Below are 25,506 nucleotides of genomic sequence, written 5' to 3'. Positions count from 1 at the left end.
GGTTTGGGCCATGCGACGCAGTCGGCCGGCGGCTTTCTGCCTGAGTTCCACACCGACTTCGTCTTCGCCTTTCTGTCCGAGACCTTTGGCTTTTGCGGCTCCTTTTTGCTGCTGTGCTTGTACGTACTGCTCATCTTCTCGACGATCCGCGTTGCCTTTAAGTGCGAGTCTCTGTTCCTACGCTTATCATGCGTAGGTATCGTCGGCATGTGGGCGTTCCAGACCTTCGAAAACATCGGCATGTGCATCGGCATGATGCCGATTACCGGTATTCCGCTACCGTTTATTAGCTTCGGTTCGTCTTCGATGATGATTCAGCTGCTGACGGTGGGTATCGTACAATCCATATGGCGGCATCGTTCGGGCGCCGCGTAACCGCTGGAGGGGTTTGCTATGAAAATTCCCGTAGATAAGCTGACCCGCGCTTTTAAGATGGGCGCGTCCGTTAAGAAGGATTCCGATGCGCCGGTGCGCGTCTCGGTCTATCTGGATTCGTCCGCCTCGCGCTTTCTTGCCGAGACGGTGCGTGACGCCTTTGTGCCGCAGACGACCTCGGGTATTGTGCGCGTCGAGCGTCTGGGGGAGGAGCGAATTGCTCCAAAGACCGATACCGATGTGGTGCTGGTGCTCTCGTGTGGTTCCGACCGCTTGGAGAGTGCCGTCCAGGAGCTCGTGATCGCCGGCGCGCCCGTGTGCGTGCTTGCCGAGTCTGCTGTGGAGGTGCCGTTTATCGAGGAGTCCACGCCCATGCTCGGCGTGGTAGCGGCAACCGATAAGACGTATCTGCTCGAGACGCTTGCCCGCTGGATTCTCGACCGCACCGACAAGGAAACGGCCTTTGCGGCGAACTTTGCCTTCATGCGCATCGCGGCGGCCAATCGTATCATCACCTCGTGCGCGCTCACCAATATGGCGACCGGTGCGCTGGTGTTTTTGCCGGGCGCCGATTATCCCGTTATGGCGCTGGCGCAGGTGGGCATGCTCTTTGAGCTCGCTGCCGTCTTTGGACGCGGCATTAAGCCCGAGCGCGGCTACGAGGTCGCGGGCGTGCTTGCCGGCGGCTTGGTGATCCGCGCGGTCACCCGCGCGCTCGTCAAGCAGACGCCGCATATTGGGTTTGCCGTCAAGGCGCTCACTGCTGCCGCGGGCACCTATGGCATGGGCCGTGCGCTCGTTTCGCTCTACGAGCGCGATGTCGACTACAGCCGTGCCAACGAGGTGGTCACTGCCACGTTCTCCCGCGTTCGCAATCTGGTGACCACGGTCGCGGGCGCTACCCGTCCTATGGCGTCCTACCAAGACGCATCCGATCTCGCTGCTTAGGGGTTTTCCGTTGCGCGTTCCGTACCAAGATTGTTTTCATTTAATTGAGCCGTTGCTCGCCAAGGTCGAGAAGCCGAGTCGCTATATCGATCACGAGTGGGGCACGCTTTCCAAGGCCGATGCCGACTACCGTTGCTGCCTGATCTACCCGGATGTGTACGAGGTCGGTCTGCCCAACCAGGGTATCGCCATCCTCTACAACATCCTTAACCAGGCCGAGGGCATCTCCTGCGAGCGTGGCTATGTGCCGTGGCCCGATATGGGTGACGCCATGCGCGAGGCGGGTATTCCGCTGCTGTCGCTCGAGGGCGCAGCGCCGGTCGCTTCGTTTGATATCGTCGGCCTGCATGTGCCGCACGAGATGGCGGTGACGAACTTCCTCGAGGCGCTCGACCTCGCTGGCATTCCGCTGTTAGCGGCCGACCGAGGCGAAGACGACCCCATCATCATCGCCGGCGGTCCCTCGGTGTACAACCCCGAGCCGTACGCGGCCTTCTTCGATGCCATCCTCATCGGTGAGGGCGAGGAATCGCTGCTCGAGACCTGCCAGCTGCATCGCCGCCTGCGTGACGAAGGAGTCCCGCGCGCGCAGATTGTTGAGCAGCTTGCATCCATTGCCGGCAACTACGTGCCGTCGCTCTATGAGGTTCGTCACGACGAGCCCTGCTCGCCGCATGGCTACACCGTGCCGCGTGAAGGCAAGGATGCGCCGACCGTGGTCTACAAGCGCGTCGTCGAGGATTTCGGCGCCACGAATCCGCTGTCGCAGTCGTGCGTGCCCTATGCGCAGCTGGTTCACGACCGCCTGTCTATCGAGATCCTGCGCGGCTGCGCCCGCGGCTGTCGTTTTTGCCAGGCCGGCATGACGTATCGCCCGGTGCGCGAGCGCTCGGCCGACCAGATCGTCTCGTCGGTGATTCAGGGTCTGGAAAAGACCGGCTATGACGAGGTGTCGCTGACCTCGCTCTCCACGACCGACCACTCCTGCATTCGCGACGTGCTCGGCAGGCTCAACCGTCGCCTGGAGGATACGGGTATTCGCGTGTCTATTCCGTCGCAGCGCCTGGATTCGTTTGGCGTGGATATGGCCGAGTCGGTCGCCGGCGATAAGAAGGGCGGCCTGACGTTCGCGCCCGAGGCCGGCAGCCAGCGCATGCGCGACATCATTAACAAGAACGTGACCGAGGAGGACCTGGACCGTGCGGCCAAGGCGGCCTTCGAGGCCGGCTGGAACCGTATGAAGCTCTACTTTATGATGGGCCTTCCCGGCGAGCGCGACGAGGACATCGTGGCCATCGCCAATCTGGCCGATCACGTGCTGGAGCTCGGTCGTTCCGTGGTGCCCAAGGCTCGTCGCGGCTCGATCTCGGTGTCGATCTCGGTTTCGGTCTTTATCCCCAAGGCTGCCACGCCGTTCCAGTGGTGCCCGCAGCTCGACTACGACGACGTCAAGCGTCGCCAGAAGCTGCTCATCACGAGCGTTCGCAACCGTGCCGTCCGCGTTCATTACCACGATGCCGAGACCTCGCTCATCGAGGCTGCGCTGTCCCGCGCCGGTCGTGACATGACGCCCGTCATCATCGACGCTTGGCGCTCGGGCTCTCGCTTTGACGCCTGGGTAGAGCATTTCTCGCTCGATAACTGGAAGGAAGCTGCTGCCAAAAACGGCATCGACCTCAATGAGCTCGTGCACCTGCCCTACGAGTTGGACTGGCGCCTGCCGTGGGAGCACGTGAGCCCCGGCTGCACGCGCGGCTTCCTCGAGCGCGAGTACCGTCGCTCGCTCGAGGGCGTCACGACTCCCGACTGCACCCGCACGTCATGCACCGGCTGCGGGATCTGCCCTACGCTCCATGCCAAGAATGTATTGATGGGTGATCGCGCATGAGTGAGCGCCTGACCGACAACCCCTCGCTCTTTAGACTTCGTGTTCGCTATGGCAAGCGCGATCACCTTAAGTACCTGGGCCATCTCGAAGTAATCCATACCATTGAGCGCATCGTGCGCCGTGCGGGACTTCCCTATGCCGTCACGCAGGGCTTCTCTCCGCACATGCGCGTGGGCTTTTCTTCGGCGCTACCGGTTGGTACGTCGTCGACCTGCGAGTGGTATGACCTGTTTATGACCGAGTTCGTGGCGCTCGACGAGGCGTTTGGGCGCCTGGCTGCGGCGTCTCCGGCCGATCTGGCGCCCATTGAGGCGGCGTACATCGACGTGCGCACGCCGGCGTTGACGGCGCAGCTCACGCGCCTGTCGTATCGCATCGACCTGCATCTGGACCCCGAGGCGCCCGTAAGCGCCGACGAGGTGCGTCGTGCGATCGACACGCTGCGCGCGGGCCATGGCATCGACTACGCGCGCGGAAAAAAGAGCAAGCGATTGGATTTGGATCACACGCTCGTGGGCTATGAGCTCACGGCGGGGGAGCGCCCGGACCATTTGGTGCTCATGCTCGACACCCATGCCGACAACGAGGGCTCCATGCGTCCGGAAATTTTGCTTTCTGCTGCTGATGTTTTGTTGCAGGGCTTGACCCCGGGCGTGGATGCACCTATTGTTTCCACCGGTATGCAAGACCTCGTGACCATCTGCTCCTACGATGTCGAGCGTCAGAATCAAGCATGCGAGGACGACGAGGGCCGACTCGTCAGCCCCATACCTGTGCGAACTTGTGGATTTGCTCCACATACTCGTTGACGGGGGTATTATCGCCTGCTACTATATTCGGCTGTTGCACTAACTGATGCATGAAGGGCAAGTAAACATGTACGCAATCGTTAACACGGGCGGCAAGCAGTACAAGGTCGCCACCGACGATGTCATCACCGTCGAGAAGATCGAGGGCAATGAGGGCGATAAGATCACCCTGCCGGTTATCTTCCTCAACGATGGTAAGAAGATCGTCACCGATCCCGACAAGCTGGCCAAGGCCAAGGTTACCGCTCAGATCGTTGAGCAGTTCAAGGGTGAGAAGCAGCTGGTCTTCAAGTTCCACAAGCGCAAGCGCTATCGTCGTCTGAAGGGTCACCGTCAGCAGCTGACCAAGCTGAAGATCGTGAAGGTTCAGGCTACCTCCCGCGCCAAGAAGGCTGTCAAGGCAGAGGCTGAGGCTGTTGCCGAGGCTCCCGTCGCCGAGTAGATTACACTCGTAACGAAAGAGTAGGTATACACAATGGCACACAAAAAAGGACTCGGTTCCTCCCGTAATGGCCGTGACTCCCGCGGTCAGCGCCTTGGCACGAAGCGCTATGCCGGCCAGACGGTAACCACGGGCACGATTCTCGTCCGTCAGCACGGCACGCACATCCACCCGGGTGAGAACGTTGGCCGTGGCAAGGACGACACGCTGTTCGCGCTGGTCGACGGTACCGTTGAGTTCCACAAGGGTATCAAGCACAGGGTCAGCGTACGCCCGCTCGCGAACGCGTAATTCACCCTTCATAGAGCACATATGTGGGAGGCACTTGAGTTTTAGGATTCAAGGGTCTCCCTCTTTTTTGTAGGAGGCGATTCTGTTGTCACAGTTCACCGATATCAGCCGCATTAACGTGTGCGGCGGCGACGGCGGAGCCGGATGCATGTCGTTTAGGCGCGAGGCATTTGTCCCCAAGGGCGGCCCCGATGGCGGCGACGGCGGTCGTGGCGGCAATGTCGTCATCCAGGCCGATGCTCAGCTGTCTTCGCTGATCGATTACCGCTTTAAGCATCACTTTCGCGCCGAGCGCGGCACGCACGGGCAGGGTGCCCGTCGTAACGGCAAGAGCGGCGAGGACCTGATTCTCAAGGTCCCTATGGGTACCGTGGTGCGCGAGCTCGATCCCGAGACGCAGACCCCGATGTTTGAGATTGCCGACCTGGTGCACGACGGCGAGCGCGTCGTCGTGGCGCCCGGCGGTGCCGGCGGTCTGGGCAACACGCACTTTGTGACGTCGGTGCGTCGCGCTCCGGCCTTTGCCCAGTTGGGCGAACCGGCCGAGGAGCACTGGATCGAGCTCGAGATGAAGCTTATGGCCGATGCCGCGCTCGTGGGCTTTCCCTCCGTGGGTAAGTCATCGCTCATCGCGCGCATGAGTGCCGCCCGTCCCAAGATTGCTGACTACCCGTTTACCACGCTCGTGCCGAACCTCGGCATGGTGCGTGCCGGTGAATATTCTTACGTCGTTGCCGACGTCCCCGGTCTTATCGAAGGCGCGAGCGAGGGTAAGGGCCTGGGTCACCAGTTCCTGCGACACATTGAGCGTACGGCCCTGATCATGCACGTCGTCGACATGACGGGTGGTTTTGAGGATCGCGATCCGGTCGAGGATTACCACATCATCAACCGCGAGCTCGAGCAGTATGGCGCCGAGCTTTCGGAGCGTCCGCAGATCGTCGTTGCCAACAAGTGCGATGCGCCGGGCACGGCCGACAAGATTGCCGACCTCAAGCGCGCAGCGCTCGACGATGGACATATGTTCTTTGCCGTGTCTGCCGTGACGGGCGCCGGTCTCAATACGTTGATGCTTGCCGTAGGTGAGCAGGTGGCCAAGCTCCGCGCCGAGCTGGCGGTCTCCGATGAACCGGTCGACCTGCGCGACGATGAGTGGGAGCGCCGCCGCCTGCAGCGTGAGAAGCGTTTCCGCATTGTCCAGGAAGAGCCCGGTGCCTTCCGCGTGGTCGGTCGTGCCATCGAGCGCATGGTCATCCAGACCGACTGGGAAAACGAGGAAGCCGTCATTTACCTGCAGCATAAGTTTGCGCGTATGGGTGTTGACGACGCGCTCGAGAAGGCCGGTTGCCGTGCGGGCGACGAGGTCCGCATTTGCCAGCGCGCCTTTGACTTTGAGGGCGCCGAGGACTTCTCGGAGTACGAGGAGCTCGAGGATGCTGGCGAGGACGTTGCCGTTGAAGCCATTGACGTGGCCGATGCTGCGGATGAGGGAGTCGAGGTTGTCGATGCGGCGGATGCCGCGGGCGATGCCGAGACCTCGGAGGGCGAGTAAGCCATGTCGCTGCGCGGTGGAATCGGTCTGCCCGAGCTTCCTCTAGAGGACGGGCAGGAGTTTAGGCTCGGCATTATGGGTGGCACCTTTGATCCCATCCATTACGGGCACCTGGTGACTGCCGAGCAGGCGCGCGAGTCGCTCGACTTGGACGCTGTGCTCTTTATGCCGGCGGGCTCTCCTGCTTTTAAGCTTGACAAGCCGGTGACGCCTGCTGAGGACCGTTATGCCATGACGGTCCTCGCCACCGCCGCGAACCCGGCCTTTTTGGCGAGTCGGTTCGAGATCGACCGTCCGGGCGTAACCTACACGGCCGATACGCTTCATGCCCTTCGCGACTTTTACCCGCCGCAGGTAAAGCTCTACTTTATTACGGGTGCCGACGCGATTATCGATATTGTGACCTGGCATGATGCCGAACGAATCGCTGAGCTTGCTACCTTTATTGCGGCGACGCGACCGGGTTTTGATATCGATACGGCGCGTGCCCGAATCAAAGAGTCGGGGCTGCCGTTCGACGTGCGCTATATTCAGATTCCGGCGCTGGCGATCAGCTCGACGAACATTCGTAAGCGAGTTGCCCGCGGCATGAGCGTGCGCTATCTTACGAGCGAGTCCGTGCTCGGCTACATTCGCAAACGCAGGCTATATGCCGATTTGGGCCAAGAAGATTTTGAGTGATGGGGGTCTACGTTGTCGGTAGAGGATCAGTTTGAGGGCGATGAGCGCGCGCTGCTCAAGCGCATTCAAGAGCTGCTCGATGTTCGCATGAAGGATAAGCGCAAGCGCTATGTGCATTCGCTGGGTGTTGCCGAGACCGCACTTCATCTGGCCGAGGTCTACGGCGTTGACCGCTTTGATGCCGCTGCCGCCGGCCTGATCCATGACTGGGACAAAGTGCTCTCCGACGACGAGCTGGTCACGCGCGCTCTGCATTACGGCATTAAGATTGCCGGCTCTCCTTCCGCCGCGACGCCGCTTTTGCATGGCCCTGTTGCCGCCTATGAGCTTCCGCAGCTTTTTCCCGAGCTGTCGCCGGCGGTCTTTCAGGCTGTCGACCGTCACACCGTGGGCGCTTGCGACATGACGCCGCTCGATATGGTGGTCTTTGTGGCTGATGCCATCGAACCCAACCGCCACGGCGATTATGCCCATGCGCTGCGCAAGATGGTTGGGGAGTCGACGCTCGATGAGTTGTTCTTCTCCTGTTTTGCGCAGGGTCTGGTCTATGTGATCCAGTCCGGGCGCTATCTTTATCCCACGGCTATTACGATTTACAACCATTACGCCCAGCTGCGCTAGCTCGGGTGTGTCTAGAAAGAGGTATTCCATGGCCGACGAGACCATGACTGACGAGCAGATTCTTGAGAACGTGGAGCACAAGAGCTTCGCCGCCACGTCCGACCGCACCGCCGCCTCGCTGTCCGCGAGCGGTGTCGCCGCCGAGGATGTCGCCCGCGCCGCTGCGCAGGCCGCCTACGACAAGAAGGGCGAGGACGTTCAGGTGCTCGACCTGACCGAGCTTTCCGATGTGTGCGACTACTTTGTGCTCGCCACCGGTACCAACAACCGCCAGGTCGATTCTATCGTCGACGAGATCGAGGAGAAGGTCGCCGAGGCTTGCGGCGAGCATCCGTTCTCCATCGAGGGCCGCGAGCAGAAGACCTGGATGCTCATGGACTACGGCTCGGTTATCGTCCACGTCTTCACTCCCGAAGCCCGCGACTTCTACCGCCTCGAGAAACTCTGGGGAGACGCCCCCCAGCTTCCCCTCAATCTCCTCTAGTAGCTCATTTGAGACGGGGTTTAGCTACCCTCACGCATATCGCCGGGCAGTTGCGGTTTTCCGCAGCTACCCGGCTTTCTTTTTGCCCAAAGTAGCTAATTTGGGACGGGGCTTTTTTAGCTACTACCTACCGTTCGCCGATAGAAGCGAGTTGCGGTTCATTGCGTGATATTTAGCTTTCCGACTCGGGTAACGTATTTGTTATCTGTAGAGGAGGAGATGCGTATGACTCGGACCGCGCGGGAAATCTCTGTTTACGGCTATTACCATGTCGTCCAAAAGGGCTGTGGTGGTCAGCTGATATTTGAGGATGCCGATGATCGGATATATTTGATTCGGTTGCTTGCCTCGAAATGCCGAAAATACGACGTCAATATCATTGCTTGGTGCCTTATGGACAACCATATTCACTTGTTGCTAGATGATGAACATGTTCACCTGAGCGATTGCATGCACTCTGTTACGACTGCATATGCGATGTATTTCAACGCGAAAACCGGACGGAAGGGACCAGTTTTTCAGGATCGATTTAAGAGCGTGCCGATTCTTAACGATGATCAGCTGCTCAACTGTGTGAGATATATTCACGATAATCCTGCGAAAGCCAGGATTGGGACTGCTTCACTATATCGTTGGAGCAGTTTTAGCGAATATATGGGATACCCGGGTATTTGTATGACTGAATGTGTGCTAGGTTTGCTCGGAGATTCTCAGAGATTTTTTGCTTTCAGTACCTCGGGAGAACCGAATCGATATTGCTTCCGTGACGGCGCTCATGTGAGCGACATAGATGCACTGGAGTTTGCACAGGCTCTCCTTAAACCGTATGAGCCTCACCACCTTAAAGCTTTGCCTAAAGCCGTGCGCGACAACTACATCCGTACGCTCAAAAACGAGGGCTTTTCGATAAAGCAGATCGTGCGCCTCACGGGCATCGGTCACTGCACGATTCAGAAGGTCAAGCTCGATCAGTAGCTATTTGGGACAGAGTTTTGTTGCGGCGGGCAAACCGGACATCCGGGGTAGTCAATTTGGGACGGGGCTATTTTAGCTACCCTTTGGCTGACGGTGAATGAATTAGGCCGAATGAATCTCAACCGATATATAGGGGTAGCTAAAATAGCCCCGTCCCAAATTGACTACCAATGCCGTGTCGGGCGGAAGGCAGCAACCCCCCCGTCCAAAAAAGACTAGTTATTGAAGCGTGATTGGCGGCCGAAGGATAGGGCGGTGTCACCGAATTTGTCTCGGACGGCGTCGATGGCGACGGAGAGGTCGCGTCGGTCGCTGGATTGGGCTCCGCGGTCATCGATCTCGCAGAACAGGTCGGTCTGGATGCCGCCTTGGTGGTCGAAGTCGCTCATGCCGATGCCTGCTAAGCGAACGTGCATTCCTTCCTGCCAGATGTTGCCGAGCAGTTCGAGTGCAACCGCCACGAAGATGTTCTCATCGTCGGTCGGATGAGGCAGCCGGCGCTGTGCCGAGCGACCGTTTCCATACGAATACTTGAGCTTGAGCGTTACCGTGGCGCCTGTTAGTCCCTGACGGCGCAGACGGCGTCCCACTGACTCGCCCAGCAGCGCAATCGCCGCCTCAATATCCCCACGCTCAGTCAAATCTTTAGCAAAGGTGCGTTCATTGCTGACCGACTTGACCTCGCGCTCTTCATCGAGACTCGTGACTTCGGAGATTTCGAGTCCCAGCGCACGCTGGCGCATGCGTTCGCCGTTGACGCCAAAAATAGAGGCCAAGGTGGATTCCGGTGCACGTGATAGCTCGCCGAGGGTGTAGATGCGCATGCGGCGCAGTCGCTCCTCGGCCGAGCGCCCGATGCCACTCATGGCAGATACCGGCAGCGCGGCCAAAAAGCGCTGCTCGGTTCCGGGGCGCACGATGGTCAGCCCAAACGGCTTATCCCGCTCGCTTGCGATTTTTGCGACCGTCTTGTTGCAGCCCACGCCAATGGAGCAGGTCACTCCCAGCCCTGCCACGCGGTCGCTTATACGCCGCGCAACCAGCAGCGGGTCTTCGGGCGCAAAGCGACCCGGTGTGATATCGATAAAGGCTTCGTCGATGGATACGCGCTCCACGCGCGGCGTCTCCTCGGCGAGAATCGCCATGACCTGCGCGCTCACCTCGCGGTATCGGTCAAAGTGCCCGTGTGTCCAAATGGCTTGCGGGCACAAGCGCCGCGCCTCGGCCGAGGCCATGGCAGAGTGCACGCCAAAGCGCCGCGCCTCATACGAACACGTGGACACGACGCCACGCGAATCGGCGTCTCCGCCCACGATGAGTGGCTTTCCGCGCCATTCGGGATGATCGAGCATCTCCACGCTCGCAAAAAACGCATCGAGGTCCATGAGGCCCACCGCCGGACCCGTCCAGGGAGGCGGCGTGACGCCCATGGCATCCTCATAACCGTATGTATGTTCGCGTCTTTCCATGTCATGAGTATACCGCGCAGCTCATGTGGGGCGCGTGTATGTGCTTGCAAATCCCGAATTCTTGTCTAAGATATGGATTTGCCCTCGACTACACCGAAGAAGTTGGTCTCACGGACTTCACCTGCCCGCGTCGATGGCGTATTATGTTCAACTGTTTGTTTGTAGTTGCAGCCTAAAGCTGCTTGGTTGGAGGAGTTTCCTTTGGCAGTCAAGATTCGCCTTGCTCGTCACGGCGCTAAGAAGCGTCCGTACTACCGTGTCGTCGTCGCCGATTCCCGCGCCCCGCGTGACGGTCGTATCATCGAGGAGGTTGGCCGCTACAACCCGATGACCGCCCCCAAGACCATCAACCTCGACCTCGAGAAGATCGCCGACTGGCAGTCCAAGGGCGCTCAGCTCACCGACGCCGTCGCCGCTCTGGTCAAGGCCGCCAACGAGGGCGAGAAGACCGAGACCGTCGTCAAGAAGTCCAAGAAGCAGCTCGCCAAAGAGGCCGAGGCCGCTAAGGCTGCCGCTGAGACCGCTGAGGGCGCCGAGGAGTAAATCGTGCCTGAGGTTGACGCTGCACAGCTCGAGGGTGAGGCAATGCTCTCAGATCGCATCGCCGATCTCGTCGAATATCTCGTTGTTCAGATCGTCGACGACCCGGATTCCGTGAGCCTTGAGGTCATCGATGGTGACGACGCCTCTACGATTGAGGTTTCGGTCGCCGAGGATGACGTCGCTAAGGTCATCGGCCGTCGTGGCCGTACCATCAAGGCCATTCGCACGCTCGCCCGTGCACTGGCCGCTCGCCTCGACACTGCTGTCGAGGTAGAGGTTCTGGGCTAGGACCTTGAGGTCCCAGTACAAAAACATCGCCCGTGTTGTCAAGCCGCACGGAAGGAAGGGGGAGGTCCTCGCGCAGCCGCTGCGGGGGCTTCCTTCTGTATTAGAGCCGGGTATGCGCGTCGCCCTGACGCCGCCGGCGCTAAAGCGCGACCGCTTTTGCACGGTCGTGTCCGTCACCGATACGGGCGATGGAGATCTGGTCTCGTTTGAGGGCATTGACGACTTGACGGCCGCCGAGGGCATCACGGGATGCTACGTGCTGGCAAATCGTGACGACTTTGAGCTCGATTCGCTCGACGCTGCCTATACCGACCTGATGGGTCGCGAGGTGGTCGACGAGCGCTTCGGTTTACTCGGCACGATCGTCGAGATCATGTCGACGCCCGCTAACGATGTTTGGGTTGTCGAGGGTGATCGGTACGGCGAGGTACTGATTCCCGTGATCGAGCAGGTCGTGCTCGATCTTCCCGACACAGGAACAATTTCCGTCCACGTTATGGACGGCCTGATCGATATGGGCAAGTAGGGAGGACAACATGCTGATCGAGACCCTTTCGGTCTTTCCCGAGATGTTTGAGCCCGTCATGTCCACATCGATCTTGGGCCGCGCCCGCAAGGCCGGCCTTTTTGATTTTAAGGCGTATAACCTGCGCGACTGGACGCACGACCGCCACCGTACCGTCGATGACGAGCCGTACGGCGGCGGGCAGGGCATGCTCATGAAGGTCGAGCCTATTGCCGAGGCCATCGAGGCCATCAGCTCCGAGGGTCCCAAGCCCACCGTAGTGTTCTTCACCCCCTGTGGCGAGCCCTTTACGCAGCATGTGGCCGAGCGCCTGCTCAAAAGTGAGCGCCTGCTGTTTGTGTGCAGCCGCTACGAGGGCGTCGACGAGCGTGCGTATGCGTATGCCGATGAGCGTCTGTCGATCGGCGACTATGTGCTCACGGGCGGCGAGCTTCCCGCTATGGTCGTTGCCGATGCCGTCGTACGCCTGATTCCCGGCGCCCTGGGCGACGAGATGAGCAACGTCGACGAGTCGTTCTCGACCGCCGAGGATGGAGGACTGCTCGAGTACGCGCAGTACACCCGCCCCGCCGAGTTCAACGGCGAGGGCGTGCCTCCGGTGCTTGTGAGCGGCGATCACGCCAAGGTCGATGCCTGGCGTCGCAAGAACGCCATCGAGCGCACCTGCCGCTGGCGTCCCGATCTGATCGAGACGGCGCGGCTCACGCCCGAGGAGCGCGCTTACGCGCAGGAGATCCTTGACGCTTCGTATTCGCAGAGCGAGGAGTGAGTATGGTTCCTACGCAAAATTCCGCGTTGAGGGGCGCTTTTGAGTGGATCGCGGTCATCGCGATCGCGCTCGTGGCCACGTTCCTGATCCGTACCTTTGTGGTCGAGCCCTTTGTGGTGCCCACCGGTTCTATGGAGGACACGATCGAGATTGGCGACCAGATCCTGGCGCAAAAGGTGAGCCTCGAGCTCGGTCAGCCCGTCAAGCAGGGCGATATCGTGGTGTTTCACAACCCCGATGGTACCTCCGAGCATGATGTTCTTGTCAAGCGTGTTATTGCCACGGCCGGCCAGACGGTCGACCTGCAGGATGGCAAGGTGGTCGTTGACGGCCAAGCGCTCGACGAGGACTATACGACGGGCATGAGCTGGCCACTTTCGGTCCAAGCACCCGGCACTCAGGTAAGCTATCCCTACACCGTTCCCGACGGGTGCGTGTGGGTGATGGGCGACAACCGCGAAAACTCTGCCGACTCACGCTACTTTGGTCCCGTCGATCGCTCTGATTTGATCGCTGTGGCACTCGTTCGCTACTGGCCGCTCAACCGCATCGGCGCTATCGACTAAAAACCGCTATAGTACAGTACCTAACCGTGTAATCGTTTCGACGAGGGGATATTAGAGGCATGAACGCTTCATCGCTTTCCTTCCAAGACATCATCCTGCGCCTCCAGCAGTACTGGGGCGAGCAGGGCTGCGTCATTATGCAGCCCTATGACTCCGAGGTCGGTGCCGGTACCTTCCATACCGCGACCACGCTGCGCTCGCTCGGTCCCGCCGAGTGGCGCACCTGCTATGCGCAGCCTTGCCGCCGTCCCGCCGACGGCCGCTACGGCGAGAACCCCAACCGCATGCAGCACTACTATCAGTTCCAGGTGCTCATCAAGCCCTCACCGGTCAACGCCCAGGAGCTTTACCTGGGGTCTCTTGCCGCTATCGGTCTGGACCCCAACGACCATGACGTCCGCTTTGTCGAGGACGACTGGGAGAGCCCGACGCTCGGCGCCTGGGGCCTTGGCTGGGAGGTCTGGCTCAACGGCATGGAGGTCACGCAGTTTACGTACTTCCAGCAGGTGGGCGGCATCGAGGTCGACCCCGTGCCCGTCGAGATCACCTATGGCCTGGAGCGTATCGCCATGTACGCCCAGGGCGTCAACTCGGTCTACGACCTGGTGTGGAGCTACCTGCCCGACGGCACGCCCATGACCTATGGTGACGTGTTCCTGGAGAACGAGCGCGAGTTCAGCGCCTACAACTTTGAGGTTGCCAACGTCGAGATGATGCGTCAGAAGTTTGACGACTACGAGGCCGAGTGTCACTCCTGTCTGGAGCGCAAGCTGCCGCTGCCGGCGTACGACTGCGTCATGAAGTGCAGCCACGCCTTCAACCTGCTCGATGCCCGTGGCGCGCTGTCCGCGGTCGAGCGTGCCAACTACATCCTGCGCGTCCGCGCCGTCGCCAAGGCGTGCTGCGAAGCCTACATGGCCGAGGTCGCCGGAGTCAACGAGAATGCCGACCAGGAAGGCGAGGTGGCGTAAGCCATGGCAGACGCTAAGGATTTCCTGTTTGAGATCGGTACGGAGGAAATGCCCTCTGCACCGCTGAACAATGCCGTCAAGCAGCTTGGCACCATGATCGCCAAGGGCCTCGACGAGGCCGGTCTGGCCCACGGCGAGGTCCGCGTGATCTCGAGTCCGCGTCGCCTGGCTGCACTCGTTGCCGACGTCGCCACCGCGACCGATGAGGTTCACGAGGTCAAGCGTGGCCCCGCGGCCAACATTGCCTTCGACGCTGACGGTAACGCCACCAAGGCCGCCCAGGGCTTTGCCCGCAAGTGCGGTGTGGCTGCCGAGGACCTGGTCCGTCGCGAGGATACTGACGGTCGCGAGTATGTGTTCGCCGAGAAGAACATTCCCTCCGCACCGGCTACGCCGATTCTGACCGCTCTGTGCGAGAAGACCATCGCCGGCCTGCAGTGGCCCAACTACCGCAGCCAGCGCTGGGGTCACGAGCACGCGACGTTCGTGCGCCCGGTCCGTTGGATCTGCTGCCTTTTGGGCGAGGATGTTGTGCCCGTGTCGTTTGCCGACGTGACGAGCGGCAACACCACGCGTGGTCATCGCGTGCTTGGCCCCGGTGACCATGTGGTTGCCAGCCCCGCCGTCTACGAGCAGGTGCTTGAGGACGCCGGCGTGCTTTCTGCCGAGCGTCGTCGTGAGGCCATCCTTGCCGGTATCGCCGAGGTTGAGGCTGCCCGTCCCGGCTGCCATGTCGATACGCCCAAGAAGGTCTTTGAGGAGGTTATCAACCTCTGCGAGTGGCCGACGGTGCTCGTCGGTACCTTCGATGAGGAGTTCCTCAAGGTCCCGCACGAGATCATCTGCGAGTCCATGCTCACCAACCAGCGCTACTTCCCGATCTATGACGGCGAGGGCAAGCTCACGCGTGAGTTCGTGGTCGTCTCCAACAGCAAGCCCGAGAACGCCGAGCGCGTGATCGACGGCAACGAGCGCGTCGTGCGCGCCCGTCTGGACGACGCAAAGTTCTTCTACGAGGAGGACCTGAAGATCTCCCTCGACGAGTTCCGTGAGCGTCTGGCCAAGGTTGCCTTCCAGGAGAAGCTCGGTAGCGTGCTCGCCAAGTCCGAGCGCATCGAGCAGCTCGCGCTCGCTATTGCCCGCGAGGCACACCTGGGCGCCCACCTTGCCGCCGATGCCGCTCGCGCCGCGCACCTGTGCAAGGCCGACCTGGTGTCTAACGCCGTTGTCGAGTTCACGAGCCAGCAGGGCGTGATGGGCGGTTATTACGCGACCGCGATGGGGGAGAACGACGAGGTCGCTCATGCTATCCGCGATCACTATCGTCCCCGCTTTGCCGGTGACGAGCTGCCTGAGGGCACCGCTGGCTGCATCGTGGCTTGCGCCGACAAGCTCGATACCATCGCCGGTATCTTTGCCATCGGCGAGCCCCCGACCGGCTCCTCCGACCCCTACGCGCTGCGTCGTGCCGCTATCGGCATCATCAACATTCTGCGCGACCGTCTGCCGATCGACCCCACGTCGCTCATCGACTTCGCCCTCGAGCTCTACAGTGAGCAGGGCATTGAGTTCGACGCCGCCGAGGTCGCCCAGCAGGTTCGCGACTTCTTCCACGGCCGTCTGGTGAGCATGGCCCGCGACGAAAAGATCCCGGCCGATACCGTTGCCGCCGTCTCCGCGGTGCACATCATCGCCCCGTCCGTCTTCTTCGCCCGCTGCGCCGCCCTCGACGAGGCCCGCAAGAACGACGCCGAGACGTTCGATAACCTGGCGACCGCCTATGCCCGCGCCGCGCACATCTCCAAGCCCGAGCTGGGCGCGGAGTACGACCGCGCCCTGATGGGTGAGGTCGAGCTCGCGCTTGCCGATGCCTCCGAGGCTGCTCAGTCCGCTGTCGACGCCGCCCTCGCTGCCGAGGATTACCCGGTCGCATTTGCCGCCCTCGCCGCCCTGCGCGCCCCCATCGACCGCTTCTTCGACGAGGTCATGGTCATGGACAAGGACGAGCAGCTTCGCGATAATCGCCTTAAGCTGCTCAACCGCTTCGAGGCCGTTTTCTCCGGCATCGCAAACATCGGTGAGCTTGCTCGCAAAAAGTAAGCCAGCCTGCGCATAAGCGCAAAAGGAGCCCCGCATGGATTGCCCGGTCACCGCTCGTCCCACCGTTATCGTTATCTCCGACTCGCTCGGTGATACCGCTTGTGAGGTGGTGCTTGCGGCGTCCGGGCAATTTGATGAAGGGGCTTTTCGCGTTTTACGCCTGCCCAAGGTGACCTCCGTGGAGCAGGTCAAGTCGTTTGTGGGTCCGCGCGTCGATGCCGATCATCGCGATATTGCCGTGTTCCACACCATTGTCGATCCGGCGCTTCGCGCCCGCGTGCTCGATTACCTGGGCATGCTGCATATCCGTTCGGTCGACCTGATCGGCCCGACGCTCGCCGTGCTGTCGTCGCTCATCGGTGTGCCGCCCAAGGGCGTTGCGGGCGTGATTCACAAGACCGATGACCGCTATTTCCATCGTATCGAGGCCATGGAGTATTTCGTTGAGCACGATGACGGGCGCGGTTGCGACGATTTGTCGGGTGCCGATATCGTGCTGCTGGGCGTATCGCGCACGTCCAAGACGCCGCTGTCGATGTATCTGGCTTATCAGGGCTACAAGGTTGCCAATGTTCCGTTGGCCCATGGCATGGAGCCGCCGAAGTCGATTTACGAGGTCGACCCGATGCGCCTGTTCGGCCTGATTTCGACCGTCGATGTGATTTCCGAAATTCGCGATAGCCGCTTGGGCGATGACTACGCTCGTGCCGTTGCCGGCTCCTATGCCGAGCCCGAGAGCGTGCACAGCGAGCTCGAGGAAGCCCGTGCGTTCATGAAGCGCCTAGGCTGCTTTGTGGTGCGTACCAACGGCAAGGCCATCGAGGAGAGCGCCTCCGAGATCATCAGCCACTTGGAGGAAATCCAAGAAGCCCGCGCCCGCCGCGCCGCCCGCCGAGCCCAGCAAAGTTAACTCATTTCGGTAGCTAAAAATGCACCGTCTCAAAAAGACTACCTAAAAATAATGCACGATATTGGTAAAGCGATTTAGCAAAGAACTTGCATTTGACCTGCAATTCTCTTGCATTGGTATCTTCATAAGGTAACCACCTTTACCTACCGTTTACCGTCACATTTACCACGTTTACCAAACCCCGCGCCCTCTACGCAAGCCCGCTCAATGCCCGCCGTATAGTACCCTCACGGCCCGCATCCGGCGGGTCGATTCGTTACCACGGTCGTGCGCGAGAGCGCATGGAAGGGGAAGTATCGTGAGCGATTGCAAGAGGGTTTACCGTTTTGGAACCGACGCCCAGGGCACCTGTGTCACCGAGGGCGACAAGTCCATGAACTTCGTGCTTGGCGGCAAGGGCGCTAACCTTGCCGAGATGAGCCGTATCGGCCTGCCGGTTCCCGGTGGCTTTACCATTACCTGCCAGACTTGTGTCGAGTACTCCGGCGCCGGTAACGTGTGGCCCGAGGGCGCACTCGATGAGATCGTTGCCGCCGAGGCAGACCTCGAGGCCCGCTGCGGCAAGAAGCTCGGTGACGATAATGATCCGCTGCTCGTGTCGGTTCGCTCGGGCGCTCCGTTCTCCATGCCCGGTATGATGGACACGGTTCTCAACTTGGGCCTCAACGACGACTCCGTTCAGGGTCTCATCGCCCAGACGCAAAATCCGCGTTTTGCCTGGGATAGCTACCGCCGCTTTATCCAGATGTTTTCCAACGTCGTCATGGGCGTTGACGCCGACCTGTTCGAGAACGCCCTGACCCAGGCCCGCCTGGTCGCCGGCGTTCGCGTCGATTCCGAGCTTTCGGCCGAGGACCTGCAGGAACTCGTCGAGACCTTTAAGGGCATCTTCTCCGAGAACGTCGATGCCTCCCTGTATCCCGAGCTCGAGGTCGCTGACGGCAAGCCCGTCTTCCCGCACGACCCGGAGCTTCAGCTACGCCTTGCAATCCAGGCCGTCTTTGGCAGCTGGATGAATGAGCGTGCCTGCATCTACCGCAAGCAGCATGGCATTTCCGACGACCTCGGTACTGCCGTCAACGTGCAGGCCATGGCCTTTGGCAACAAGGGCGAGACCTCTGCGACGGGCGTCGCCTTTACGCGTAATCCGGCCGACGGCACCAAGGAGTTCTACGGTGACTTTTTGGTTAATGCCCAGGGCGAGGACGTCGTCGCCGGTATCCGCAACACCGAGCCCATCGCCGACCTCAAGACCACCCCGGGCCTCGAGTCCGCAGGTGAGGAGCTCGAGCGCGTGTTCCTGACGCTCGAGGATCATTACCGCGATATGTGCAATATCGAGTTCACCATCGAGCAGGGCAAGCTCTGGATGCTCCAGACCCGCGTGGGCAAGCGCACCGCCACCGCCGCCCTGCGCATCGCCATCGAAATGGTCGAGGAAGGCCTGATCACACGCGAAGAGGCCGTGAGCCGTATCGATCCCGCGCAACTCGACCAGCTCCTGCACCCGCAGTTTGACGCCTCCAAGAAGTACGAGGCTCTCGCCAGCGGTCTTAATGCCAGCCCCGGTGCCGCCGTGGGCGAGGTCGTGTTCTCGAGCGACGACGCCGTCGCGCGTTCCGCCGAGGGTCGCAAGGTCATTCTGGTTCGTTGGGAGACCAACCCCGACGACCTGAAGGGCATGGTCGCCGCCGAGGGCATCCTGACCAGCCACGGTGGCAAGACGAGCCATGCCGCCGTTATCGCCCGCGGTATGGGTACGCCCTGCGTCTGCGGCGTTGAGCGCTTCCATATCGACGCCGCCGAGAAGGTCGTGCGTATCGAGGGCAGTGACCGCGTGCTGCGCGAGGGCGATGTCATCTCCATCGACGGCACCCAGGGCATCGTCGTCGACGGCGCCGTTGACCTGGTCTCCGCCGAGCTCACCGGCGATCTGGATACCATCCTGTCCTGGGCCGACGAGATTCGCCTGGACGAGACCTGTGGCCATGCCAACCATGTGCGCGTCAACGCCGACAATCCCGAGGATGCTGCACTCGCACTCGAGTTTGGCGCCGAGGCTATTGGCCTGTGCCGCACCGAGCACATGTTCCTGGGCGATCGCAAGAACATCATCCAGAGCTTTATCCTTTCTGACGATGAGGCCGTGAAGCAGCAGGCCCTGGCCGACCTGCTCAAGGTTCAGACCGAGGACTTCCTGGCGATGTTTAAGACCATGTCCGGTCGCGATGTGGTCGTTCGCCTGCTCGATCCGCCGCTTCATGAGTTCCTGGATAATCCTCGCGAGCTTGAGGTCGCCATCACCAAGAAGGAAGCCGCTGGCGCCAGCGAGGAAGAGCTTGCCGTCCTGCGCGCCCGCCTGCGTCGTATCGACGGCATGGTCGAGTCCAACCCGATGCTCGGCCTGCGCGGTGTGCGCCTGTCTGTCGTCTTTAGCGATCTGCCGCTCATGCAGGTTCGCGCCGTCGCCACGGCTGCTGCCCGCCTCATCAAGGAAGGCGTCGACCCGCGCCCCGAGATCATGGTTCCGCTCGTTTCCATCACGGCGGAGCATGTCCAGACCCGCGAGGTTATCGAGCGCGTGATCGCAGAGGTTTCCGACGAAGAGGGCGTCGAGCTCAATATTCCCGTGGGCACGATGCTCGAGCTGCCGCGTGCCTGCATGGTCGCCGACGAGATCGCCCATTACGCAGACTTCTTCTGCTTTGGCACCAACGACCTCACCCAGACGACCTTCGGTTTCTCGCGTGACGACGCCGAGGCTAAGTTCATCCCGCTGTATATGCATAAGAAGATCTTGGAGGACAATCCTTTCGAGACCATCGACACGGCGGTACTCGAACTGGTGCGCTTGGCCGTCGAGAAGGGCCGCGCCACCAACCCCGACATGCACTTTGGCGTGTGCGGTGAGCACGGTGGCGACCCCAAGTCCATCAAGGGCCTGTTTAACGTGGCCGACGTGGACTACGTGTCCTGCTCGCCCTACCGCGTGCCCCTCGCACGCCTGGCTGCCGCTCAGGCCAAGCTCGAGGCCAAGCGTTCCGCCTAACGTTTTGGGTTTAGACGCCTAGCGTAGTCCCCTTCATGCCGCCCGTCTCATTCGTGAGACGGGCGGTTATCATGTGCGGGTTTTGTCTTTTTGTCTGCGTAAAAAATTGTTCTTGCAGCAGAAACCCGCGCGTGTATACTCGAATACGTTTGTTCAACTACGTGCCGGCCAAGGTGGTACGGCACCTCTAGAAGAGTAAGGAATTGCACATGGATTACATCCGCGCAATCGAGCGTCAGCAGATCCGCGAGGACATTCCTCAGGTTCGCGTCGCCGACAACGTCAAGGTTCACTACCGCATTAAGGAAGGCGACCGCGAGCGCATCCAGGTCTTCCAGGGCGACGTCATCCGCATGGCCGGCGCCGGTGCCCGCGAGACCTTCACCGTCCGCAAGATGTCCTTCGGTGTCGGTGTTGAGCGTACCTTCCCGCTTCACAGCCCCAAGATCGCCAAGCTCGAGGTCGTTCGTCATGGTCGCGTCCGTCGCGCCAAGCTGTACTACCTCCGCGACAAGGTGGGCAAGGCTGCTCGCATCCCCGAGAAGCGCTAAGAAGATCGCAGCGTCTGTCCACTCGTTTGGACACAAGGGTCACCTTCGGGTGGCCCTTCTTTTTATCTGATTTGCATGCAAGGAGGGCCTGGTATGACCAATATGACGAGCTCGGTTTCGGCATCGCAGGTTGCCGGAGAGCTGGCGAGCGCAACGTTTGAGGAGATCCCCGCCCTCGTGGAGCATTATCGCGAGGACCCGCGCCAGCAGGTGATCAAGGCTTGCGAGCGTGCTCTTAAGCGCCATGCCAAGGAACTTGCCGAGCGCGAGCGCGTCAATGACATGTACGAGCTTATGCATGAGCTTGGCGGCGATGGGGTGGTCGTTGGTGTCGACGAGGTGGGTCGCGGATCGGTGGCCGGTCCTTTGACGGTATGCGCTGTCTGCCTTCCTATGGAGCCGCGCGTCTGGGGCATCAACGATTCCAAAAAGCTCACGCCGGCGCGCCGCGAGTTGCTCTCAGTGAAGATTGCCGAGGTGGCGACGGCGATCGGTTTTTGCCATATCGCGCCTAAGGATATCGATGAGATGGGCATGGCCCGTGCTATCCGTACCGCCGTTGCGGGCGCCGTGGCCGATACGGGGCTCGAGCCCGATTGCGTGCTTATGGATGGCAACCCCTTGGGCGCCGTTCCTAACGAGCGCGATGTGGTGAAGGGCGATGCCAAGATCGCCTGCATCGCCGCGGCGTCCATCATGGCTAAGGTCACGCGTGACGAGATGATGGTCGAGTACGACGCTGAGTATCCCGAGTACCATCTGGCCGAGTCGAAGGGCTATGCGAGCCCCGAGCACATCGAGGCCATTCGAAAACATGGACTTTGTCCACTGCATCGTGTGAGCTTTTGCGGAAACTTTCTGCAGACTGAGCGCCTTTTCTAGGTCAATTGTGGAGACAGGGACCTCTGGGGTTTTATAAACCTGCTGGTAGCGGGCCGTATGCAACACCATTGTTGCGTACGGCCCGTTTTTTGACGGCATTTGGTCAGCTTTTGGTTAGCTTCCGGTACTTACCCGCATGAAAGGTGCCCTCATCATCGGGGCACTGCAGTGTGCGGGAAAGGAGACCCCATGAGTGCCGCAAGCAAAAAGAGCAAGACACAGCAGCTCAAGGAGCGTTGGGAAAACGGCGAGCTCGACTGCGGGGCGATGACGCCCGAGTTTATCAAGGGACTCAGTCCCCGCGAGCTGGGCATGCTGGGCGAGCTGATCACCATCGACTACTTTAACGAGCGCGGCTACACCTTGCTGGAGCAGGGTTATCGTTGCACCGAGGGCGAGGCTGATCTGGTGCTGCTCGATGAGCTCGACGATGTCGTGGTGATGGCCGAGGTCAAGACCAGACGCGTCGTACTGGATTGCAACACGCGGGTCTTTCCCGAGGAGGCCGTGGACGCCCAAAAGCAACGCCGCTACCGCCGCATCGCAAGCTGCTATCTTATGGAGCATTATCCGCTCAAGGCGATCCGCTTCGATGCCGTGGGTGTCACCATTCGCGGCGGGCATATCGCCGAGATCGAGCATCAGTACAACGCGTTCGATTGGCAGGTGTCGTGATGGCGTTCGAGACGTTTGCCGTTCACGCGGCCTGCATCCGCGGCGTCGAGGCGATTCACGTCACGGTCGAGGTCTCGCTTGCCGGCGGCGTTCCGGGCATTCAGATGCTCGGCATCCCGAGTATGGAGGTGATGGAGTCACGTGGTCGTATTCGCTGTGCGATGCGCTCCGCCGGGTTCGAGATCCCGCGCTCGGGCATTACGGTCAATCTGGCGCCCGGCGATATTCGCAAGACCGGTAGCGGCTTTGATCTGCCCATCGCCATCGCGGTCCTAGCGGCCGATGGTCAGATTCCCCGCGACAACCTCGATCGCTGCCTTATCGCCGGCGAGCTCGGCTTGGACGGTACGGTGCTTCCTGTCAAAGGCGAGGTGGCGTTTCAGCTATTGGCTCGCGACATGGGGCTGTCTTTTATCGCCGGTAGGTCCGACCAGCATGTGCCACTCGCGGGCGTGGATTGCGGCTTTATCGCGCATCTGTCTCAGCTTGCTCACGGCATGGGCGATGCCGCACGGCACTACTTGGATTCCGAGGGTGTCGAGGCGACCTTTGAGCCCGAGCTCGACTATGCAGACGTGCTGGGGCAGGAAGTCGCTAAACGCGGCATGGCGCTTGCGGCGGCAGGAGAACTCGGCTTGCTCATGATCGGGTCTCCGGGATCGGGCAAGACGATGCTCGCACGCCGTATGACCGGCATCCTGCCCGAGCTTTCCGTTGAGGATCAGCAGGAGGCACTGTGCATCCATTCGGTTTTGGGTGAGAACATTGATGGCTTGTTGGCGGGGCACCGCCCCTTCCGCAGTCCCCACCACAGTATTTCGACCGCAGGCCTTATCGGCGGCGGGCGCCCGGTGCGCCCGGGTGAGATCAGCCTTGCTCATGGCGGCGTGCTCTTTTTGGACGAGCTTGCCGAGTTTCCCACTGGCGTGCTGCAGACGCTGCGTCAGCCCATCGAGCGCGGCTACGTGAGGATCGTACGCGTCGACGGGGCTTTTACCTTCCCGTCGCGCTTTCAGCTGCTGGCTGCGAGCAATCCCTGCCCCTGCGGCTTTTTGGGCGATCGTGAGGTACCGTGTCGCTGCTCGGCGGCGATGGTCGAGCGCTATCGGTCTAAACTGCGCGGTCCTTTGGCCGACCGTATCGACATGATGATCGATGTGACCCGTCCCGACCCTCAAGTGATTATCGAGGGCGCAGAGGGTATGTCGTCGGCCGAGTTACGTGACTACGTTGTGCGCGGTCGCGCCTTTCGCGCTTGGCGCGAATCCCGCATGGACGATGCGGATGCCGAGGCCGAGGATGACGAGACACGGTCCATTGACGGCGTCGTTTCGACCTTCGAGCTCGATGATGCGGCGGAGAAGTGTGTGCTCGGCCTATCCAAACGCACGCATCTCACAGGGCGTGGCATCGTGCGCCTGGTTCGCATTGCGCGTACGATCGCAGATGTCGCCGAGAGCGAGCAGGTGACGCAGGACCACGTGCTCGAGGCGGCGATGTACCAGGGAAGGAGGGACCAATGATGGCCGAGGGGACCTTCGAGCTGCATCCAGGTGATGCGTTGTATCCCGAGACCGTTTTGGAGCTTTCAGATTTACCCCAGACGCTTTATGTGCGCGGCAACCCCGAGGTGCTTTCGACGCCCGCGCTCTCCATCATCGGCGCGCGCAAGGCCTCGCCGTATGGTCTTGCCGTGGCAGAGCTTGCGGCGAAGGTGGCGGTTGAGGCGGGAGTGACGGTAGTTTCGGGCGGTGCGGTCGGTTGTGACCAGGCCTCGGGTTGGGCTGCGGTCAACGCCGGCGGCAAACACGTTGTGGTGCTGGGGACGGGCGCCGACGTGGTCTACCCGCGTTCGAGCGCGGGGCTGATTACGCGCACGCTTGATACGGGTGGCGCGGTCGTGTCGATCTCTCCGTGGGGCATGGGTCCGCGCAAGTTTGCCTTTCCGCGCCGCAATCGCGTGATTGCGGCCCTGTCGCAAGCCCTCTTTGTATCCGAGGCGGGTATGCCTTCTGGGACGTTTTCTACAGCCGAGGCTGCTATGGATTTGGGGCGCGAACTTCTTGCCGTGCCGGGGTCGATCCTATCGCCCGAGTCGCGTGGCACGAATTACCTCATTGCGAACGGTGCCTGCTGCATCGTCGACGAGGAATCTATCGAGATGGCTATCTCACGCATCTACGGAACCCTGCGCTACTCGCGCCCCATTGCTCCCGGCATTGCCGACCTTGATCCAACGCAGCAGACCGTGATGCATGCGCTCATCGCCTCTCCGCTCAAGGTCGACGACATCGCGGCGCTCGTCTCGCTCGATGCTGTCGGCGTACTCAAACTCTTGGGTTCGCTTGAACTCGAGGGCCTTATCGAGCGCATGATGGATGGAAGGTATGCGCCCTCCAAGTTTGCCCTTCACGCCCAGACACCCTTCGGTCACAATGGAAAACGTGTCAATTAGAAAGGTGTTTGCAGATGCAGTTCGATCAGGTGACAGTTATCGGTGGCGGTCTGGCGGGGTCGGAGTGCGCGATCCAGCTGGCAGATCGCGGGTTTGCCGTAAAGCTGTGCGAGATGCGCCCCCAGGTGAGCTCCCCGGCCCACCATACCGATCACCTGGCAGAGCTCGTCTGCTCCAATTCGTTTAAGTCGACCCGTCCGGATTCCGCGGCTGGTTTGCTGAAAGCCGAGCTTGAGCGCATGGGTTCAGTCCTGCTCGATTGCGCCCATCGCGCGGCTGTTCCCGCCGGTGGCGCCTTGGCGGTCGACCGCGTCAAGTTTTCCGAGCTTGTCGAGGCCGAGGTTGCCGCCCGTCCCAATATCGAGGTCGTGCACGGCGAGGTCACGCAGATTCCCGAGGGTCACGTGGTCATTGCCGCGGGCCCGCTGTGTTCACCGGCGCTGAGCGAAGAGGTCATGAAGCTCGTCGGTGGCGACGCCCTTGCGTTCTTCGATGCCGCGGCGCCGATCGTCGATGCCTCCACGCTCGATATGGACGTGCTGTTCTCGCAGTCGCGCTACGAGGAGCAGGGGAGCGGCGACTATCTCAACGCTCCGCTCAACAAGGAGGAGTACGAGGCCTTTATCGAGGCGCTTACCACGGCCGACCGCGTGGTGCTCAAAGACTTTGAGGGCGGCGATCTGTTC

Annotated in this window: 27 protein-coding genes; 26 read left to right on the top strand and 1 reads right to left on the bottom strand. The window is 61.0% G+C overall.

The window, feature by feature from the left end:
• The 11 genes from AB5164_RS02965 to AB5164_RS02915 all read left to right on the top strand — a co-directional run.
• The coding region (locus AB5164_RS02965; protein ID WP_368147790.1) for an FtsW/RodA/SpoVE family cell cycle protein at nucleotides 1-375 on the top strand (375 nt) is incomplete at its 5' end.
• 18 nt (nucleotides 376-393) lie between these two features.
• Nucleotides 394-1,323 carry a YcjF family protein gene (locus AB5164_RS02960; protein ID WP_368142327.1) on the top strand — a complete coding sequence of 310 codons (930 nt, stop codon included), beginning with the start codon at nucleotides 394-396 and terminating at the stop codon, nucleotides 1,321-1,323.
• Between the two features lie 10 nt (nucleotides 1,324-1,333).
• The gene (locus AB5164_RS02955; RefSeq protein ID WP_368142326.1) at nucleotides 1,334-3,211 is read left to right on the top strand and encodes a TIGR03960 family B12-binding radical SAM protein; all 1,878 of its coding nucleotides are present in this window, start codon (nucleotides 1,334-1,336) and stop codon (nucleotides 3,209-3,211) included.
• Nucleotides 3,208-4,020 carry a TIGR03936 family radical SAM-associated protein gene (locus AB5164_RS02950; RefSeq protein ID WP_368142325.1) on the top strand — a complete coding sequence of 271 codons (813 nt, stop codon included), beginning with the start codon at nucleotides 3,208-3,210 and terminating at the stop codon, nucleotides 4,018-4,020. Before AB5164_RS02955 ends, AB5164_RS02950 begins: the two co-directional genes overlap by 4 nt.
• A 67-nt stretch (nucleotides 4,021-4,087) precedes the next feature.
• Nucleotides 4,088-4,462 carry a 50S ribosomal protein L21 gene (gene rplU, locus AB5164_RS02945; protein WP_117786063.1) on the top strand — a complete coding sequence of 125 codons (375 nt, stop codon included), beginning with the start codon at nucleotides 4,088-4,090 and terminating at the stop codon, nucleotides 4,460-4,462.
• A 33-nt stretch (nucleotides 4,463-4,495) separates the two neighbouring features.
• Nucleotides 4,496-4,753 (top strand): 50S ribosomal protein L27, encoded by a 258-nt coding sequence (gene rpmA, locus AB5164_RS02940; protein WP_006236075.1) that lies wholly within the window; start codon nucleotides 4,496-4,498, stop codon nucleotides 4,751-4,753.
• 85 nt (nucleotides 4,754-4,838) lie between these two features.
• Nucleotides 4,839-6,305: a GTPase ObgE gene (obgE, locus tag AB5164_RS02935; protein ID WP_368142324.1), complete on the top strand. Its 1,467-nt coding sequence runs from the start codon at nucleotides 4,839-4,841 to the stop codon at nucleotides 6,303-6,305.
• Between the two features lie 3 nt (nucleotides 6,306-6,308).
• Entirely contained in the window at nucleotides 6,309-6,986 is a 678-nt protein-coding gene (nadD, locus tag AB5164_RS02930; RefSeq protein WP_055285119.1) for a nicotinate-nucleotide adenylyltransferase, read from the top strand.
• A gap of 87 nt (nucleotides 6,987-7,073) precedes the next feature.
• Entirely contained in the window at nucleotides 7,074-7,607 is a 534-nt protein-coding gene (gene yqeK, locus AB5164_RS02925; protein WP_193221482.1) for a bis(5'-nucleosyl)-tetraphosphatase (symmetrical) YqeK, read from the top strand.
• 28 nt (nucleotides 7,608-7,635) lie between these two features.
• A complete protein-coding gene (gene rsfS / locus AB5164_RS02920) occupies nucleotides 7,636-8,091 on the top strand; it encodes a ribosome silencing factor (RefSeq protein WP_368142323.1) in 456 nt (151 codons plus the stop codon).
• A 225-nt stretch (nucleotides 8,092-8,316) separates the two neighbouring features.
• A complete protein-coding gene (locus tag AB5164_RS02915) occupies nucleotides 8,317-9,066 on the top strand; it encodes a transposase (RefSeq protein WP_195239249.1) in 750 nt (249 codons plus the stop codon).
• A 215-nt stretch (nucleotides 9,067-9,281) separates the two neighbouring features.
• Here AB5164_RS02915 and dinB read toward each other — a convergent pair whose 3' ends face one another.
• Entirely contained in the window at nucleotides 9,282-10,535 is a 1,254-nt protein-coding gene (dinB, locus tag AB5164_RS02910; protein WP_438265611.1) for a DNA polymerase IV, read from the bottom strand.
• A 201-nt stretch (nucleotides 10,536-10,736) separates the two neighbouring features.
• Here dinB and rpsP point away from each other — a divergent pair, with 201 nt between their 5' ends.
• From rpsP to trmFO, 15 genes are all read left to right on the top strand, one after another.
• The gene (gene rpsP, locus AB5164_RS02905) at nucleotides 10,737-11,078 is read left to right on the top strand and encodes a 30S ribosomal protein S16 (RefSeq protein ID WP_349100432.1); all 342 of its coding nucleotides are present in this window, start codon (nucleotides 10,737-10,739) and stop codon (nucleotides 11,076-11,078) included.
• Between the two features lie 42 nt (nucleotides 11,079-11,120).
• Nucleotides 11,121-11,366, top strand: a complete 246-nt coding sequence (locus tag AB5164_RS02900) for a KH domain-containing protein (RefSeq protein ID WP_171021534.1) — start codon at nucleotides 11,121-11,123, stop codon at nucleotides 11,364-11,366.
• A 4-nt stretch (nucleotides 11,367-11,370) separates the two neighbouring features.
• Nucleotides 11,371-11,892, top strand: a complete 522-nt coding sequence (gene rimM / locus AB5164_RS02895) for a ribosome maturation factor RimM (RefSeq protein ID WP_368142321.1) — start codon at nucleotides 11,371-11,373, stop codon at nucleotides 11,890-11,892.
• Nucleotides 11,893-11,902: 10 nt separating this feature from the next.
• Complete coding sequence (gene trmD / locus AB5164_RS02890) at nucleotides 11,903-12,661, top strand: tRNA (guanosine(37)-N1)-methyltransferase TrmD (RefSeq protein ID WP_118385180.1); 759 nt, start codon at nucleotides 11,903-11,905, stop codon at nucleotides 12,659-12,661.
• A gap of 2 nt (nucleotides 12,662-12,663) precedes the next feature.
• Complete coding sequence (lepB, locus tag AB5164_RS02885) at nucleotides 12,664-13,227, top strand: signal peptidase I (RefSeq protein ID WP_368142320.1); 564 nt, start codon at nucleotides 12,664-12,666, stop codon at nucleotides 13,225-13,227.
• A gap of 59 nt (nucleotides 13,228-13,286) precedes the next feature.
• Nucleotides 13,287-14,198, top strand: coding sequence for a glycine--tRNA ligase subunit alpha (locus tag AB5164_RS02880; protein WP_006236091.1), 912 nt, complete (start codon nucleotides 13,287-13,289; stop codon nucleotides 14,196-14,198).
• Nucleotides 14,199-14,201: 3 nt separating this feature from the next.
• Nucleotides 14,202-16,298: a glycine--tRNA ligase subunit beta gene (gene glyS, locus AB5164_RS02875; protein WP_368142319.1), complete on the top strand. Its 2,097-nt coding sequence runs from the start codon at nucleotides 14,202-14,204 to the stop codon at nucleotides 16,296-16,298.
• Between the two features lie 34 nt (nucleotides 16,299-16,332).
• Entirely contained in the window at nucleotides 16,333-17,208 is an 876-nt protein-coding gene (locus AB5164_RS02870) for a pyruvate, water dikinase regulatory protein (protein WP_368142318.1), read from the top strand.
• Between the two features lie 298 nt (nucleotides 17,209-17,506).
• Nucleotides 17,507-20,257, top strand: a complete 2,751-nt coding sequence (gene ppdK / locus AB5164_RS02865; RefSeq protein WP_368142317.1) for a pyruvate, phosphate dikinase — start codon at nucleotides 17,507-17,509, stop codon at nucleotides 20,255-20,257.
• A gap of 209 nt (nucleotides 20,258-20,466) precedes the next feature.
• Nucleotides 20,467-20,808 (top strand): 50S ribosomal protein L19, encoded by a 342-nt coding sequence (rplS, locus tag AB5164_RS02860; RefSeq protein ID WP_006236098.1) that lies wholly within the window; start codon nucleotides 20,467-20,469, stop codon nucleotides 20,806-20,808.
• A 93-nt stretch (nucleotides 20,809-20,901) separates the two neighbouring features.
• The gene (gene rnhB, locus AB5164_RS02855) at nucleotides 20,902-21,690 is read left to right on the top strand and encodes a ribonuclease HII (RefSeq protein WP_368142316.1); all 789 of its coding nucleotides are present in this window, start codon (nucleotides 20,902-20,904) and stop codon (nucleotides 21,688-21,690) included.
• Between the two features lie 189 nt (nucleotides 21,691-21,879).
• Nucleotides 21,880-22,365 (top strand): YraN family protein, encoded by a 486-nt coding sequence (locus AB5164_RS02850; RefSeq protein WP_349100428.1) that lies wholly within the window; start codon nucleotides 21,880-21,882, stop codon nucleotides 22,363-22,365.
• Nucleotides 22,365-23,888: a YifB family Mg chelatase-like AAA ATPase gene (locus AB5164_RS02845; protein WP_349100427.1), complete on the top strand. Its 1,524-nt coding sequence runs from the start codon at nucleotides 22,365-22,367 to the stop codon at nucleotides 23,886-23,888. Before AB5164_RS02850 ends, AB5164_RS02845 begins: the two co-directional genes overlap by 1 nt.
• Entirely contained in the window at nucleotides 23,885-24,820 is a 936-nt protein-coding gene (locus AB5164_RS02840) for a DNA-processing protein DprA (protein WP_368147789.1), read from the top strand. The genes AB5164_RS02845 and AB5164_RS02840 overlap by 4 nt, the downstream gene beginning before the upstream one ends.
• A gap of 14 nt (nucleotides 24,821-24,834) precedes the next feature.
• A partial coding sequence (trmFO, locus tag AB5164_RS02835) for a methylenetetrahydrofolate--tRNA-(uracil(54)-C(5))-methyltransferase (FADH(2)-oxidizing) TrmFO (RefSeq protein ID WP_368147787.1) occupies nucleotides 24,835-25,506 on the top strand: 672 nt, incomplete at its 3' end.

It is taken from the genome of Collinsella aerofaciens (assembly GCF_040915425.1).
GTDB classification, from domain to species: Bacteria; Actinomycetota; Coriobacteriia; order Coriobacteriales; family Coriobacteriaceae; genus Collinsella; species Collinsella aerofaciens_BW.
The sequence above is the reverse complement of the archived record's forward strand: the minus strand, read 5'-3'. Positions and strand labels throughout refer to the sequence as shown.

Excerpts from the sequence above, each read along its gene's own strand:
- glyS (WP_368142319.1), top strand. The coding sequence starts at position 14,202 with ATGGCAGACGCTAAGGATTTCCTGTTTGAGATCGGTACGGAGGAAATG.
- rplS (WP_006236098.1), top strand. The coding sequence starts at position 20,467 with ATGGATTACATCCGCGCAATCGAGCGTCAGCAGATCCGCGAGGACATT.
- AB5164_RS02845 (WP_349100427.1), top strand. The coding sequence starts at position 22,365 with ATGGCGTTCGAGACGTTTGCCGTTCACGCGGCCTGCATCCGCGGCGTC.
- AB5164_RS02915 (WP_195239249.1), top strand. The coding sequence starts at position 8,317 with ATGACTCGGACCGCGCGGGAAATCTCTGTTTACGGCTATTACCATGTC.
- AB5164_RS02840 (WP_368147789.1), top strand. The coding sequence starts at position 23,885 with ATGATGGCCGAGGGGACCTTCGAGCTGCATCCAGGTGATGCGTTGTAT.
- AB5164_RS02900 (WP_171021534.1), top strand. The coding sequence starts at position 11,121 with ATGCTCTCAGATCGCATCGCCGATCTCGTCGAATATCTCGTTGTTCAG.
- rplU (WP_117786063.1), top strand. The coding sequence starts at position 4,088 with ATGTACGCAATCGTTAACACGGGCGGCAAGCAGTACAAGGTCGCCACC.
- rnhB (WP_368142316.1), top strand. The coding sequence starts at position 20,902 with ATGACCAATATGACGAGCTCGGTTTCGGCATCGCAGGTTGCCGGAGAG.
- dinB (WP_438265611.1), bottom strand. The coding sequence starts at position 10,535 with ATGGAAAGACGCGAACATACATACGGTTATGAGGATGCCATGGGCGTC.
- AB5164_RS02880 (WP_006236091.1), top strand. The coding sequence starts at position 13,287 with ATGAACGCTTCATCGCTTTCCTTCCAAGACATCATCCTGCGCCTCCAG.
- AB5164_RS02960 (WP_368142327.1), top strand. The coding sequence starts at position 394 with ATGAAAATTCCCGTAGATAAGCTGACCCGCGCTTTTAAGATGGGCGCG.
- nadD (WP_055285119.1), top strand. The coding sequence starts at position 6,309 with ATGTCGCTGCGCGGTGGAATCGGTCTGCCCGAGCTTCCTCTAGAGGAC.
- trmD (WP_118385180.1), top strand. The coding sequence starts at position 11,903 with ATGCTGATCGAGACCCTTTCGGTCTTTCCCGAGATGTTTGAGCCCGTC.
- lepB (WP_368142320.1), top strand. The coding sequence starts at position 12,664 with ATGGTTCCTACGCAAAATTCCGCGTTGAGGGGCGCTTTTGAGTGGATC.
- rpmA (WP_006236075.1), top strand. The coding sequence starts at position 4,496 with ATGGCACACAAAAAAGGACTCGGTTCCTCCCGTAATGGCCGTGACTCC.
- AB5164_RS02950 (WP_368142325.1), top strand. The coding sequence starts at position 3,208 with ATGAGTGAGCGCCTGACCGACAACCCCTCGCTCTTTAGACTTCGTGTT.
- AB5164_RS02870 (WP_368142318.1), top strand. The coding sequence starts at position 16,333 with ATGGATTGCCCGGTCACCGCTCGTCCCACCGTTATCGTTATCTCCGAC.
- rsfS (WP_368142323.1), top strand. The coding sequence starts at position 7,636 with ATGGCCGACGAGACCATGACTGACGAGCAGATTCTTGAGAACGTGGAG.
- yqeK (WP_193221482.1), top strand. The coding sequence starts at position 7,074 with ATGAAGGATAAGCGCAAGCGCTATGTGCATTCGCTGGGTGTTGCCGAG.
- AB5164_RS02850 (WP_349100428.1), top strand. The coding sequence starts at position 21,880 with ATGAGTGCCGCAAGCAAAAAGAGCAAGACACAGCAGCTCAAGGAGCGT.